This is a genomic window from Pedobacter gandavensis (assembly GCF_032678465.1).
GTDB lineage: Bacteria > Bacteroidota > Bacteroidia > Sphingobacteriales > Sphingobacteriaceae > Pedobacter > Pedobacter gandavensis_B.
Genome location: NZ_JAVTSK010000004.1, coordinates 188,092 through 203,023 on the forward strand (window position 1 = coordinate 188,092; position 14,932 = coordinate 203,023).

A 14,932-nucleotide genomic window follows, 5' to 3' on the forward strand; every position below is an offset into this window, starting at 1 on the left:
AACAAAACTACGAAGACATTGACCACCACAAGGGATAAACAGCACCTTTTCTAAGGTGTAAAAGAACCGCAGAAGTGTTCGAGCACAACTGCGGTAAATGCTGAGTTAACCCTTCCCGGAAAAGATCCGGGACAAACAATTTGCAAACTATTCACGGTATTAACCCAAACATTACAAAAGTATGAATTTTAATGCTATTACTACAGCTATGTCTAAGCCATGGCTGCCCCCTAAATTGCTACTGATTATGAAGTTGACCACCATCTTATTGTTTCTGGCTTTTATGCAGGCCAGTGCAAAAGGGTATAGCCAAATTAATCTGAAAGAAAAGAACGCACCTTTGGAAAGGATTTTAGAATCCATCAAAAAACAAACCGGCTATGTGTTCTTTTACGACAGTAAGGATGTCCGCCAAACCAGGATGTCTATCGAAGTGAAAAATGCCTCTCTGGAGACCGTATTGAGAGAATGTTCAAACGTACTTCCTTTAACTTTTAAGGTAGTAGGAAACAATGTCCTGCTGAGAAGAAAAGATCTGGATATTGCAATGACCAATGCCGCTTTTAAAATGATGGTGTTGAAAGGAAAAGTGTTGGATGAAATTGGAAAACCGCTTCCAGGCGTTAGTATTTCCCTGAGCGGAGATGATTTTAAACAGCATACCCAAACCAATAACAATGGTGAATATGCCTTTAATATTTCTAAAGCTGGAAAATATCAGCTGACTGCGACTTTTGTAGGTTATCAAAAATTTATCTCCAGTATAGAGATGAAAAATACAGATGCGATGACCAACATTACATTGGTTCCATCTAATGAGGATCTTGCTGAAGTAATGGTGGTGGCTTATGGTACACAAACGAAATCTTCCTATACAGGATCTGCAAAAATGTTAAAATCAACTGTGATCAATGGCAATCCAAATGCCAGTATCCAGGAAACTTTGCAGGGAAATGTGGCTGGTGTTGCCGTTTCAAGTGGATCAGGTCAGCCAGGTGCAGTTCCTAATGTAAGGATCCGTGGTATTGGTTCTGTAAGTGCAGGTAGTTCTCCACTATATGTAGTGGATGGTATTCCTTTGGAATCCGGACAAATCAATGGCTTGAATAATTTTGATGTAGAGTCGGTGTCAGTATTGAAGGATGCTGCAGCAGCTTCTATGTATGGTTCCAGAGCAGCGAATGGCGTAATTTTAATCACCACTAAGTCTGGTGTAGCTGGTAAAACAGTGATCAGTGCTTCAGCTCAGGTGGGTACCAATAAAGTGACTAAAGTAAAAGGTCATGACCTATTGAATACCAATGAAGCATTGGAGCTTTTAAGAGAAGGATGGGCTAACAATCCGAAACTTGATCCTAGCGGTTTTGATAAACAGTTGGTTACGGATGGTGTAAATCCAAATGTAAACACAGATTGGTTTGATCTGCTCACACGTAATGGAAACTATTCTCAATTAGACCTTTCTGCCAGTGGTGGTACTGAAAAGACGAAGTTTTATATTTCAGGAAGTCATTATGTAGCTAAAGCCGCATTATTGGGTTCTGAATTTAGCCGTAGTACAGGGAACTTAAAATTGACTAACCAGGCTACAGACAAGTTATCATTTTCGGGTGGTTTACAAGTGAATTATCGTAAAAACCAAACTCAGGCAGATGGAGGAACTTTCGGAAATCCAGTGCGTATGTATACACTTTATCAGCCTTGGTTAAGGGCTTATAATGATGATGGTACTTACGATTTTAGCTATTATAACAGGTACAATCCAATGGCTCAGGTTAAAGAGAGTTATGATAAAAGCAATGCCTATGGGATGTTGGGTAATTTCTTAGTGAAATATCAGATCCTGCCTTCTTTATCTATTGAGAACCAAAGTAATATTAACTTCCTTTACAGAGAATCAATTAGCTATAACAAATCTGGTGTAGGTACTTCACGTAGTGATGGTGGTAGAGCAACCAATTCTACTGACCGAATGAGCAATTTTGTAAATACACTGATCCTTCGTTACAATGAAAGTTTTGGTGATTTCGGCTTGAAATCTTATGCAGGTTATGAAGAGCAGAGGGTAGATGAAGTAGGAAACTATGTTTCTAAACGTAACTTCCTGCCTAATACCTATACTTTAGATAATGCTTCTATCTTAACAGCTGGAGGATCTACCGGAACAGGTAATAGCCTAAGCTCGGTTTTCTTCAATGCTTCATTTGATTATCTATCGAAGTATTATTTAAGTTTTTCTGGCCGTCGTGATGGTTCATCAAGATTCGGTTCTGAAAAAAGATATGGTAATTTCTACGCCATTGGTGCTTCATGGAACATCATTAAAGAAAACTTCATGCAGAAACAAAATGTGATTTCTGACTTACGCATCCGTACCAGCTATGGTGTCAATGGAAATCAGGACATTGGTAACTTTGATTCCAGAGCATTATACAATGGCTCTAGCTATGACAATGCACCAGGTTTGGTTTTCTCCAATTATGGTAATAACCTGCTGACCTGGGAAAAGAATAAACCTTTCAATGTGGGCCTTGATTTTGGGGTGTTGAACAACCGCTTAACAGGTACTTTTGAGTATTATACCCGTGCGACTTCAGATCTGTTATTGGACAAGCCAATTTCATCCACCAATGGGGTAACCAGTTTTACGGATAACATCGGTGCCATGAGAAACTCAGGATTGGAGCTGGAGTTAAACAGTGTCAATGTTAAACCAGGGAATGAAGGATTTGGATGGAATACCAGTTTCAATATCTCTACGATAAAGAACGAAATCACGGCATTAAACAGTCCTATTGTTAGTGGTAGTTACAACCGTTTTGTGGGTGGTGATTACTATCAGTTGTATTTGGTAGGTTATGCAGGTGTAAATCCTTCAAATGGAGAAGCATTGTGGTATAAAGACGGTTCAAAAACCGAAACTACCAACGACTATAATAAAGCGACTCAATTTAATCAGGGTAGCGCTTTACCGAAAGTATTCGGAGGTTTAACGAATACGTTTTCTTATAAACGTTTCTCATTAAGCTTCATGTTATACTTCAACCTGGGTAATAAAATATTTGACAATTACGGTGCAACAAGTTTCAGCGATGGTTCAGGAGGTTTTGCGCCAACTACCAAGATGACACGTTACTATTACGAGAACAGATGGACACATGAAGGTCAAGTTACTGATCAGCCTAAAGTGGTGTTCAACGGAACGCAATCAGGTTCTTCCTCTCAAAGTTCTACACGTTTCCTTTATGATGGAGACTATGTACGTCTGAGAGATGTTACCCTGGGTTACCAATTGCCAGATCTATGGATCAAAAAACTGAACTTATCGAGTGCAAGGATTTATTTCAGAGCGAATAACCTGTTCACTTACATCAGAGATAAACGCATTAGCTTTGACCCTGAAGTAGGTATTGAAGGATTTGCAGATAAAAATATTCCAATTTACAAAACTGCCCTTCTAGGTCTTGATCTTAAATTTTAATTATAGCTACAGATGAAAATGATAAAATATACTTCAAAAATATTCCCACTACTGGTGCTGGCCTTGTCCTTTGGCGCTTGTAAAAAGGACCTTCTTAACATCAATCCTCAGCAACAAACCGATGTGGAATTGGTGGTGATTGATTTACCAACTACTAAAGCTGCGGTAATGGGTACCTACGGACTGCTGCAGTCTGCGTCCTATTATGGTCGTACCATGATGATCCTGCCGGATCTTATGGCAGATAATATGTATATCAGTAAGAAAAACTCCAAAAGATATATCAATTATGATTCCTATACAGTAGCTACAAACGATACCTATTCGAGTGCGACCTGGAATATTTTGTACCGCACTGTAGTGAATGCGAACATCATTATTTCTAAAGGAAAAGTATTGACAGTTCCGGAATCTGAAGCAGCAGAGGTAAACCATTTATTAGGAGAAGCTCATGTGTTAAGAGCCCTGGCGAATTTTGATTTGGTACGTTTGTATGGTGCTCCATATAATGCAACTCCTGATGCAAGCCATATTGGTGTACCTGTAGTGAGTGTGAGCGGTACCAGTAAAGAAGATATCATTAGCCCAAAACGGAATACTGTAAAAGAAAGCTATGATCTGATCGTCGCTGATTTGAAAAGAGCAGTAGAGATTCTGCCAACTACACCGGTAGGTTTTACAGCCAGCAACAGAGGCCACATCAGTCATTTTGCTGCAGAAGCCCTTTTAGCAAGGGTATACCTGTATATGGGTGATTACCTGAATGCAGAACTTGCCGCTACCAACGTCATCAATAGCGGTAAATATACTTTGTTGAGTAATGCGAATTATTTGAATTTCAGAACGCAGAATAACTCAGAGTCGATTTTTGAGGTACTTTTCAATACCACCAGCAACAATGGTACAGATGCTTTATCTAACTTCCTGACTCAAGGTGGAAGTTATGGTGATGGTCTGGCGACTGAGAATCTATTCAATGCTTATAAAGCAACGGATGTGAGAAGAGGTTTTATTGTGAAAAGTAAAAGAACAGGTTCAGGTGGTGAAGATCCAGCTTATGTAATCACAAAGTACAATAACATCAGTACTTATGAGGAAGGTATTAAAGTAATTCGCTTTGCAGAAGTGTACCTGATTAGAGCAGAAGCCAGAGCAAAACAAACAGGAAAGGATGCTTTAGCAGCAGCTGATCTGGATGTGATCGCTAAACGTGCGGATGTCTCTGCAACGCCAACTACGGCAACCGGTCAGAATTTAATCGATCTGATCCTTAATGAAAATAGAAAAGAATTTCCTTTTGAAGGACACCGTTTGTTCGATTTAACACGTAACAAATTGGCCTTTACCAAATATGGTATGAGTGATGCAGTGCTTCAAATCCCTGCTAATTCTTTAAAAACAGTTCTTCCAATTCCTTTGAGAGAGATGAACGCGAATCCAAATATGGTACAAAACGAAGGTTATAAATAATTTATCCGTATCCTATGAATTTACTAACCATGGCCTTGCCACTGCTTTTAAACTGTATGTCTTTCTCTTCAGACCAGCTAAAACCTGGTTCAGGAAATGAAAACGACGGCCCTTATGTACTGTATCACAATGATCAGATTGAAGTTAGAACAGTGGTGATGGAAGGAGGTGTCCGGAAAGGGAAACTGCAAACTTACCCAGCCAGTAAAAAGGCTGAGGTACCTGTCAACGTTGAATTTTCTGATCATCCCCAATGGAATTTCTCAGTGAAATTGCAATCCGTCCTTAAAAATGAACCGGCAGAATTTAAGCAACCGGACAAGCTACTGGCCCTTTCTGATATAGAAGGGGAGTTTGAAGCATTCAGGAAGCTAATGCTGGCCAATAAAGTGATGGATGAGCAGTATAACTGGATTTTTGGTAAAGGACAAGTGGTAATTTGCGGTGATTTATTTGACCGTGGAAAAGAAGTGCCGGCCACGATCTGGTTGCTGTACAAACTGGAACAGGATGCCAAAGCCAAGGGTGGTTATTTACACACCATCCTTGGTAACCATGACATCATGAACTTAAGTGGCGACCTACGTTATGTAAAGTCAAAATATTTCGACAATGCAAAGCTAATGGAACAGGATTACATGAATTTGTATGGTCCAAATGCTGAGCTGGGACGTTGGTTGAGGACTAAAAATCTGATTGAAAAGATTGGTGATAACCTTTGTCTGCATGCAGGTGTAGCTCCGGTGATCAATACTTTGAAAATGAGCCTGAAGGAAATCAACGACCGTTGTCGGCCTTATTACGATAAATATAAAAAACCAGGAATGATTCCCGACAAAGAGGTGATGATGTTTTTCGATGGAACGCGTTCTTCGCTATTCTGGTACAGGGGATATTTTGTAGAACCAAAAGCAACAGAAGAAGAGGTGGATCAGACGCTTGCCCTTTACAAGGTGAAAACGATTATCGTTGGCCATACGATTACCGATACCAATGTAGGCTTTTACTATAAAGGAAAGGTGTTAGGCATAGATGTGAACCAACATGCAGGAAAACATGAAGGTGCTTTATACGAGAAAAAAAACTGGTATAAAATCAATACTACCGGTGAAAAACTGAGCATCGGAACTTATTAATTAACCCTCATTTTCTAGAAAAACCGTTGTCTATAACATAGGCAGCGGTTTTTTTTGTTTCCCCTGAAAAACTAAGTCAGCTCTAAGTGATTTTATTTGATTGTCAGTTGTTTGATGGTTAATTATTGATTTAATTGATTGATGTTATCAATAATTTATGCTAGTTTTAAGCCTTGTATAAGCAGAGTTTGGATATTTTGATAATACTGGCAATATCAATTGTCAGTTGCCCATGTAAAAAGGCAGATCAAATCACTTCGGGGGGAGTGGAATAGTTCGGTATTTGTCCGCTCTCTTATACTATCTTCAGCAGCTCTTCTATAAAAAGAGTTGCTGATTTTTTTCTAAAAACTCCTTTCTGCCATAAGATATAAGCTTCTTTATAGAGTTCTTTTCCAGTAATTGGGATGGCGATCAGGTTTTCCCATCCCGTAATGGCTTTCTCATTAATAATCGTTACCCAGTTTCCTGTATCCACCAAAGAGAGTAGAGAATGGGTATCATTCATCTCTATTTTGATATTGGGAACGATGTTGTTTTTCTTAAAGAGTTCGTCCAACATATCTCTGGAGCTGAATCCTTTGTTTGCCAGGATCATTTCCGTTTCTGCCAGTTCTTTTAAGGAGATCCGGTTTAGTTTTGCCAGGGGGTGTTTTTTGGAGGTCACCATTTTAATCCGGGAAGAAAACAATAGCTGCATTTCCAAGCCTTCATTGTCGGATTGCTCATGAAAAGCCAAGATGAAGTCAAGATCAGCAGTCTTTAACCTGGCTTCCAATGCACCAGCGATCCCTGATTCAATGTGTAGTTTAATGCCTGGGTATTTGTTAGAAAAAGGAGTGAGGGAGGGGAGCAATAAAGAACTGAAAGCATAGGTGACGCCAATTCTCAATTCCCCGTTTACGAGGTTGTTCAATTCAAAAATTGCCTGCTTTGATTTCTTGATCTCCAGCATGATTTGCCTGGCATGGTTTAGAAATAACTTTCCCGCCTCAGTAAGCTGTACATGTTTACCTACCCGGTCGAAAAGCAACATCCCCAATTCTTCTTCCAATTGCTTTACCTGTTGTGATAGGGTAGACTGGGTCACAAAACATTGTTCCGCCGCTGCGGTAAAATGTAAGAGTTCTGCGGCTTTAATGAAATAACTGAGTTGTCTGAATTCCATAAGGGGGGTGTTTATCGATCGTTAAAACTAATCAATATCATTAAAACTATCAATTTTACAGATATATTCTTTATCCCGAGATTTGTAGGCACAGCAGAAAAGCTTAGAAAATATTTCCACATGACTCTATTCAGATCACTCAAATCCCGCAATTTTAAACTGTTTTTCTATGGACAATCGATCTCCCTGGTAGGGACATGGATGCAGAAGACGGCGGTAAGTTGGTTGGTGTATCAGCTTACAGGCTCCGCCTTATTGCTGGGGGTAGTTGGCTTTGTGAGTCTGATTCCTTCTCTTTTGTTGTCTCCTTATGCAGGGAGCCTGGTAGATCGCCATAACCGTTACCATATCCTGGTGCTTACACAAATTGCTTCTATGGTTCAGGCGGGAGCACTGGCAGCCATTATATTTTTTGGTTATTATAACATCCTGCTGATCATTGCACTCAGTTTGATTCAGGGGATTATCAATGCATTCGACATGACCTGCCGACAATCATTAATGGTGGAAATGGTAGACCATAAAGAGGACCTTCCAAATGCCATTGCGCTGAATTCTACAATGGTCAACTTTGCCAGAATTGCAGGTCCTGCTGTTGCAGGGATCATTCTCAGTACTTTTGGTACAGATTTTTGCTTTGTTTTGAACTTCCTGAGTTATATCCCGGTATTGATTTGCCTGTTTATGATGCGTTTAAAGGTAGTTGTGATGGAGAAATCTGAGAAAAGCATCTGGACCGAACTGGAGGAAGGCTTTAAATATGTTTCAGGAGATAAAAACCTCAGTAGTATGCTGATCATGATCGGTATCAGCAGCCTTTTTGTGATCCCTTTTAATACGCTCATGCCTATTTTTGCCAAAGATATTTTTAATGGCGATGCCAGAACTTTCAGCTGGTTTGAAAGTGCTGCAGGATTAGGCTCCATCATCAGTGCAGTGTATTTGGCAAACCTGAAACATAACAATGGCCTGATGAAAATGGTGGCTATTGCAGGTGGTATTCTGGGCGGTAGTCTGCTTTTTCTAGCTTTTGCACCTCAATTGCCAATTGCCTTGTTTTTCATGACCTTAACCGGGGTAGGGATGATGGGACAAACCTCAGCCATTAATACCTATATTCAAACCCATTCCCTTCCCGAGATGCGAGGCAGGGCGATTAGTTATTATGTGATGGCTTACCAGGGGATCCTTCCCATCGGTAGTTTGCTGATCGGTTGGCTGGCTAATGTGATGGGGCCCAGACCTGCTATCTTTCTGGAAGGACTGATTGGCATTGCCGCTACCATAGCTTTCGTGATTTACAGAAGTAAATATGCCCGAACAAAGACGGTAAGCTTGTAATCACTACCTATTAATGGTCACAATTTCTTAACTTTGGCTATCACTAACTAATTTATTATATCATGAGAAAAACAGTTTATCTGCTGTTGTGTGCATTGGTTTTGTCCTTTGCGAACACAGTTAAGGCAGATGAAGGGATGTGGATCCCGATGCTGATAGGAAAGAACTATGAGCAAATGAAGAAGCAAGGGTTTAAGCTAACCGCAAAAGACCTTTACAATGCAAACGGTTCCAGTCTGAAAGATGCAATTGTTCATTTCGGTGGCTTCTGTACTGGTGAGATCGTTTCTGATAAAGGTTTGATCTTTACCAATCACCACTGTGGATACGATGCCATCGCCTCGAATTCAACTCCACAGAATAACATCCTTGACAATGGTTTCTACGCTAAAAATTATGGTGAAGAGAAGCCTATCGATGGATTATTCGTTAAATTCCTATTGAAAATGGAAGATGTAACGCCTCAGGTGGAAGCCGCAGTAAAAGGCCTTACAGGTGCAGAAAAATCTTCTAAAATGTTAGAAGTTTTCAATTCAATCGCTAAAGCAGCAGTAACCGGTCCAACCATTGAAGCGAATGTAAAGGACTTTTATAAATCTAACCAGTTTATCCTTTTTGTATATGAGCGCTTCGACGATATTCGTCTGGTAGGTACTCCTCCTCAAAACATTGGTAAATTTGGTGGTGATACAGACAACTGGGAATGGCCTCGTCAGACTGGTGATTTTTCTGTTTTCAGAGTATATGCTGGTAAAGACAACAAACCGGCCAACTATACTGCAGCCAATGTTCCTTACACCCCTAAAAAATTCCTTCCGGTTTCTATCAAAGGTGTGAAAAATGGTGATTTCTCTATGGTATATGGCTACCCTGGTCGTACTGACAGGTATTTAACTTCTTATGGAGTAGATCTTGCCACTGAAAAAGTAAGCCCTACAATCGTTAAATTACGTGATATCCGCCTGAAATCCTGGAAACAAGAAATGGATAAAAGCGTAGATACACGTTTGAAATTGTCTTCTCAATATGCAAATATTGCCAACTACTGGAAGTATTATATCGGTCAGACAGAACAATTGAAGCGTCTTAAAGTCTCAGATTCAAAAAGAAAAGAAGAGAAAGCATTTACCGATTGGGCAGCTCAGAAAACTGAATTCGCTGGTCTGATGGAACAATATGCGCAGATCTATAAAGAAATTGATCCGATCTCTGTACAACGTACTTATATCAATGAAGGTTTTATGGCTTCTGCATGGGTGCCTAATGCGATTTCTATCGTACGTGCCTATGCTGCAATTGACCAGAAAAAAGGAGATGCTGCTTTCGCTGAAAAAGTGAAAAGTAGTCTCCAGGCTGCTGCCAATGCTTATGAGGAAACTTATGTAGAACCAGCTGATAAAAAGATCTTCGCTAAAATTTTAGCTTCTTTCTATCAGGATGTGCCAGTGAAATCTCAGCCTAAATTCTTTGCTGAAATCTCTGAGAAATACTGGACAGGAAATCCTGAAACTACTTTTGAGAAGTTCGCGGAATATCTGTGGGAAAACAGTAACCTGATTAAACCTGCAAAATTGAAAGCCTTTTTAGCTAGCAACCCTTCATCAGAGGCAATTAAAGCTGATCCAGGCTATAAATATGCCGTTAATGTTTATCCTCCAGACTATGTAAAAGCCAATTTTGGTTCTATTGTAGCTGATTTTGAAACTAAAAAAGCAAAACTTGATCACTTGTACCTGAAAGCAACTTTAGAGAAAAATAAAGGTAAATTGATGTATCCGGATGCAAATTCTACCATGCGCCTTTCTTATGGTAATGTTCAGGATTATTCTCCTAAAGATGGTATCGTGTATAAAACGACCACTACTATCGATGGTATGATGAAAAAGTATATTCCTGGCGACAGTGAATTTGATCTTCCTGCTAACCTGATTGAAAACTATAACAAAAAGAATTTTGGTCAGTATGGTAATGATGGTACGCTAACCGTAAACTTCATTACTAACAATGACATTACTGGTGGTAACTCAGGCTCACCTGTGATCAATGGTAATGGTGAGTTAATCGGTCTTGCTTTCGATGGTAACTGGGAAGCAATGAGTGGTGATATTGCTTTTGATAAGCAGTTTAAACGTACGATCTGTGTGGATGTACGCTACGTATTGTGGTGTATTGACGTGTTAGGTGGTGCGAAAAACATTATCAACGAGTTGTCCATTCGTAAGTAAAGGGTAAAAAATATTTACTCTTTTCCTACTCGAATATTTGCTGAAGGGCAAATCTTCGCAGGTAGTCAAAGAGAAACATTTTTTACTGGGAAAAGGATAATTCTGCATCATAATTTTACAACTGGTAATGCGGTTGCTTAGAATGCAGAAAAATAGAAAAGGGATCAGATATATGTCTGATCCCTTTTTTTGTAGGGTGGATGTTTGTTTTTAGCCGCTTTATTTTAACCATCATGTTTAATCATCACGTTTAATCATCACGTTTATTCGTGTTTTGTTGATAGGTTGCTTAGGGCTGTGTTTAACCCTCCTGAATAGCGTTCTGTTTAATGACTATAAATTACAAACCCGATAAAATGCCTACTCTTTTTGTGTCAAATGCAGAGAACCTTAAAGTACTTAAAAAAAAGAATACCTTCTCAGAAAAGGCATAGCAGGTTTTGCGCCCTTCAGCGCAAGGCTTGCAGCCTTTGAAGAGCAAGGTGTTCTTTTTTACCTCCGTAATTTCACAAAACAAGAAAACCGGCAATAAAATCACCGGTTTCAAAAATATTAAGATTAAACTTCTGTCTAATTATAAACAAACGTCCCTTTTTCGCTTTCTATTGTTACTTGTTTCTGCGCTGAAGCTTCAACACGACCAATAACCTGCGCATCAATGTTAAAGCTCTTAGAAATGGCAATAATATCCTCAGCAATTGCTGCAGGAACATATAACTCCATTCTATGACCCATATTGAATACTTTATACATTTCTTTCCAATCTGTACCAGACTGCTCCTGAATCAACTGGAACAATGGAGGAACAGGGAACATATTGTCTTTAATGATATGAACATCATTATTTACAAAGTGAAGCACTTTGGTTTGCGCACCACCACTGCAGTGTACAAGACCATGAATCTGATCTCTGTGTGCATCTAAAACCTGTTTAATTACTGGTGCATAAGTACGGGTAGGAGAAAGTACCAGTTTTCCAACAGTAATTTCTGTATCCTCATCAATTTTAATGGTGTCTGTTAACTTTTTGCCACCAGAAAATACCAGATCAAAAGGAACAGAAGGATCAAAACTCTCTGGATAGCTGGTTGCAACTGATTTATCGAAAACATCATGTCTGGCAGAAGTCAGCCCATTAGAGCCCATACCACCATTATATTCTGTTTCGTAAGTAGCTTGTCCTGATGAAGAAAGTCCAACAATCACATCACCAGCCTGGATCTTATGATTGCTAATGATTTTATCTCTTTCAATTCTGCAGGTCACTGTAGAATCTACAATGATCGTGCGAACAAGGTCGCCTACATCAGCTGTTTCACCACCTGTAGAATAAATAGAGATACCAAGTTCTCTAAGTTCTGCAAGAATTTCTTCTGTACCATTAATGATGGCAGCAATTACTTCTCCAGGGATCAGATTTTTGTTACGTCCGATGGTAGAAGATAAAAGGATCTGGTCTGTTGCACCCACGCAAATTAGGTCATCGATGTTCATGATGATGGCATCCTGAGCAATCCCTTTCCATACAGAAAGATCACCTGTTTCTTTCCAGTATACGTAGGCCAGGGACGATTTCGTTCCTGCACCATCTGCATGCATAATGTTGCAGAAAGTCTCATCATTCCCTAAAATATCAGGTATGATTTTACAGAAGGCTTGCGGAAAAATACCTTTATCTATATTCTTGATGGCTTGGTGCACATCTTCTTTTGACGCAGAAACGCCACGTTGGTTGTACCTGTTATCACTCATGTTGTTGCAAAGATAGGGAAACGGCCGAATGTTGAGGCCTTAACGAAAAAAAAATAACCCTTCAAAATTGATTGAAGGGTTATAAAACTAAAATTTAATGGTTTATTGAGGTTTGGTCTATTTTAAAAATAGTAATTCTCTGAATTTTGGAAGTGGCCATACACTATCATCAACGATTTGTTCCAATTTATCTGTGTGGTAACGGATCGTATCGAAGTATGATTTTACTTTCTCATCGTAAGCGATTGCTTTATCACGACTATCTTCAATAGCATTTGTTTGTTTACGTTCTTCCAACATCTTATCGATATTTACTTTAAGACCGCTCAAATGCTCTGAAACTTTATTGATGATATTTACAGGAGTTTCCAATGCTTCTTTTGATAAACCAAGTTCTTTTAGACCTTTGGCATTTTCAATCAAAGTGTTTTGGTAAGTGATACTTGCCGGGATGATGATACTGTTTACCATTTCGCCCATTACCCTTGCTTCAATCTGAAGTTTCTTGAAATAGCTTTCTAATAAGATCTCATGACGGGCGTGTAATTCACGTTTGCTGAAGATGTTTGTATTTGCGAAAAGCTCAGTAGTTTTATCAGTTACATAAGCATCAAGTGCTTTAGGTGTAGTTTTAATGTTTGATAAACCACGTTTCGCAGCTTCATCTTCCCACTCCTGACTGTAACCATTTCCTTCAAAACGGATGTCTTTTGATTCTTTAAGGTATTTTTTGATGATGGTTAATAAAGCCACATCTTTTTTCTCTCCTTTTTTGATCAATTTATCAACTTCAACTTTGAATTTAGTCAATTGATCTGCAACGATTGCGTTTAATACAGTCATTGGTGCAGAAGAGTTTTCAGAAGAACCCACAGCTCTTAACTCAAATTTATTACCTGTGAAGGCGAAAGGAGAAGTACGGTTACGGTCGGTCGTATCAAAAGAGATCTGAGGGATCTTAGGAATACCTAACCATAATGAGTCTTCACTTTTTACTTTTTTAATGATGCTTCTTGAAGATTCGATTTCATCTAACACATCGTTCAGTTGAGAACCAAGGAAACAAGAAATGATCGCCGGTGGAGCTTCGTTAGCACCTAGACGGTGGTCATTGCTCACTGAAGCAATACTAGCTCTTAGAAGGTCTGCATGTTCGTGTACTGCTTTGATGGTGTTCACGAAGAAGGTCAGGAACATCAGGTTATTTTTAGGTGTTTTTCCTGGCGACAATAAGTTTTTGCCGGTATCAGTGATTAACGACCAGTTGTTGTGTTTACCTGAACCATTGATACCTGCATATGGTTTCTCATGTAATAACACTTTGAAGTTATGTTTTACTGCAACTTTCTCCATTAAGTCCATCAACAATTGGTTGTGGTCAATGGCAAGGTTGATTTCTTCATAAATTGGCGCACACTCAAATTGAGAAGGTGCAACCTCATTGTGACGGGTTTTCAATGGAATACCTAATTTCAAGGCTTCATTTTCGAAATCAACCATATAAGTGAACACACGCTCAGGAATAGATCCAAAATAATGATCTTCTAATTGTTGTCCTTTTGCAGAGATGTGTCCAAATAAGGCACGGCCTGTTAAAGCTAAATCGGGACGGGCATTGTATAGGGCACGGTCAACCAGGAAATATTCCTGCTCAATACCAAGAGAAACGCTCACTTTAGTGATGCCTTTATCAAAATACTGACAAACGTCAACTGCAGCTTTATCTATCGCAGATAATGCTTTTAAAAGAGGGGCTTTATAATCAAGGGCTTCACCTGTGTAAGCAATAAATACGGTTGGAATACAAAGCGTTTTACCTGCTTTGCTTTCCATAATGAAAGCTGGAGAAGAAGGATCCCATGCAGTATAACCACGCGCTTCGAAAGTGTTGCGGATACCACCATTAGGGAAACTTGAAGCATCTGGCTCTTGTTGAACCAATGCACTTCCTGCAAATACCTCAATTGCTCCATCTTTACTTGGCTCAAAGAAAGAGTCATGTTTTTCAGCAGTAGATCCTGTTAATGGCTGAAACCAGTGCGTGTAGTGTGTTGCACCTTTAGAGATTGCCCATGTTTTCATTGCTGTAGCGATGTGGTTAGCATCTTCATGGTTGATCAACTCACCCTGGTCAATTGATGAAACTAATTTTTCAAATACCTCTTTTGATAAGAAATCTTTCATTTTTTTCTTATCAAAAACATTCACTCCGAAAAACTCAGAAATCTTAGTCGAAGGCGACTTTACTTCTGGTGAAATTCTTGATTGTGCCTCTTTTAATGCAGTTGTCCTTAAGCTTTTCATTTATTTGTTTAAAATTTGATCAAAAATATATTTTTTGTTTGGTATTTCTGTTGAA

The 14,932-nt window shown here is 39.2% G+C and carries 8 protein-coding genes; 5 read left to right on the top strand and 3 right to left on the bottom strand.

The annotated features are described in order from the left end of the window. The first annotated feature begins 181 nt into the window (after positions 1-181). Genes R2Q94_RS09435 through R2Q94_RS09445 form a run of 3 tightly spaced genes read left to right on the top strand, consistent with a single transcriptional unit; the run spans position 182 to position 6,087 of the window. On the top strand, positions 182-3,481 hold the full coding sequence (locus R2Q94_RS09435) for a SusC/RagA family TonB-linked outer membrane protein (protein ID WP_316821206.1): 3,300 nt from the start codon (positions 182-184) through the stop codon (positions 3,479-3,481). A gap of 12 nt (positions 3,482-3,493) precedes the next feature. Beyond that, entirely contained in the window at positions 3,494-4,951 is a 1,458-nt protein-coding gene (locus tag R2Q94_RS09440; protein WP_316821207.1) for a RagB/SusD family nutrient uptake outer membrane protein, read from the top strand. A 14-nt stretch (positions 4,952-4,965) separates the two neighbouring features. Beyond that, on the top strand, positions 4,966-6,087 hold the full coding sequence (locus R2Q94_RS09445; protein WP_316821208.1) for a metallophosphoesterase: 1,122 nt from the start codon (positions 4,966-4,968) through the stop codon (positions 6,085-6,087). A 295-nt stretch (positions 6,088-6,382) separates the two neighbouring features. Here R2Q94_RS09445 and R2Q94_RS09450 read toward each other — a convergent pair whose 3' ends face one another. Further along, complete coding sequence (locus R2Q94_RS09450) at positions 6,383-7,255, bottom strand: LysR substrate-binding domain-containing protein (RefSeq protein ID WP_316821209.1); 873 nt, start codon at positions 7,253-7,255, stop codon at positions 6,383-6,385. 120 nt (positions 7,256-7,375) lie between these two features. On the opposite strand from R2Q94_RS09450, the gene R2Q94_RS09455 reads away from it, so the two are divergent. Next, on the top strand, positions 7,376-8,596 hold the full coding sequence (locus R2Q94_RS09455; RefSeq protein WP_316821210.1) for an MFS transporter: 1,221 nt from the start codon (positions 7,376-7,378) through the stop codon (positions 8,594-8,596). Positions 8,597-8,658: 62 nt separating this feature from the next. Continuing rightward, positions 8,659-10,821, top strand: a complete 2,163-nt coding sequence (locus tag R2Q94_RS09460; protein ID WP_316821211.1) for a S46 family peptidase — start codon at positions 8,659-8,661, stop codon at positions 10,819-10,821. Positions 10,822-11,391: 570 nt separating this feature from the next. Here R2Q94_RS09460 and R2Q94_RS09465 read toward each other — a convergent pair. Next, on the bottom strand, positions 11,392-12,573 hold the full coding sequence (locus R2Q94_RS09465) for an AIR synthase related protein (protein WP_316821212.1): 1,182 nt from the start codon (positions 12,571-12,573) through the stop codon (positions 11,392-11,394). Positions 12,574-12,690: 117 nt separating this feature from the next. Further along, the gene (locus R2Q94_RS09470) at positions 12,691-14,877 is read right to left on the bottom strand and encodes a glutamine synthetase III (protein WP_316821213.1); all 2,187 of its coding nucleotides are present in this window, start codon (positions 14,875-14,877) and stop codon (positions 12,691-12,693) included. Positions 14,878-14,932: the final 55 nt, after the last annotated feature.

What these genes read in the sequence shown, in the direction of transcription:
- R2Q94_RS09455 (WP_316821210.1), top strand. Translation starts at nt 7,376, where the DNA reads ATGACTCTATTCAGATCACTCAAATCCCGCAATTTTAAACTGTTTTTC.
- R2Q94_RS09445 (WP_316821208.1), top strand. Translation starts at nt 4,966, where the DNA reads ATGAATTTACTAACCATGGCCTTGCCACTGCTTTTAAACTGTATGTCT.
- R2Q94_RS09440 (WP_316821207.1), top strand. Translation starts at nt 3,494, where the DNA reads ATGAAAATGATAAAATATACTTCAAAAATATTCCCACTACTGGTGCTG.
- R2Q94_RS09460 (WP_316821211.1), top strand. Translation starts at nt 8,659, where the DNA reads ATGAGAAAAACAGTTTATCTGCTGTTGTGTGCATTGGTTTTGTCCTTT.
- R2Q94_RS09470 (WP_316821213.1), bottom strand. Translation starts at nt 14,877, where the DNA reads ATGAAAAGCTTAAGGACAACTGCATTAAAAGAGGCACAATCAAGAATT.
- R2Q94_RS09465 (WP_316821212.1), bottom strand. Translation starts at nt 12,573, where the DNA reads ATGAGTGATAACAGGTACAACCAACGTGGCGTTTCTGCGTCAAAAGAA.
- R2Q94_RS09450 (WP_316821209.1), bottom strand. Translation starts at nt 7,255, where the DNA reads ATGGAATTCAGACAACTCAGTTATTTCATTAAAGCCGCAGAACTCTTA.
- R2Q94_RS09435 (WP_316821206.1), top strand. Translation starts at nt 182, where the DNA reads ATGAATTTTAATGCTATTACTACAGCTATGTCTAAGCCATGGCTGCCC.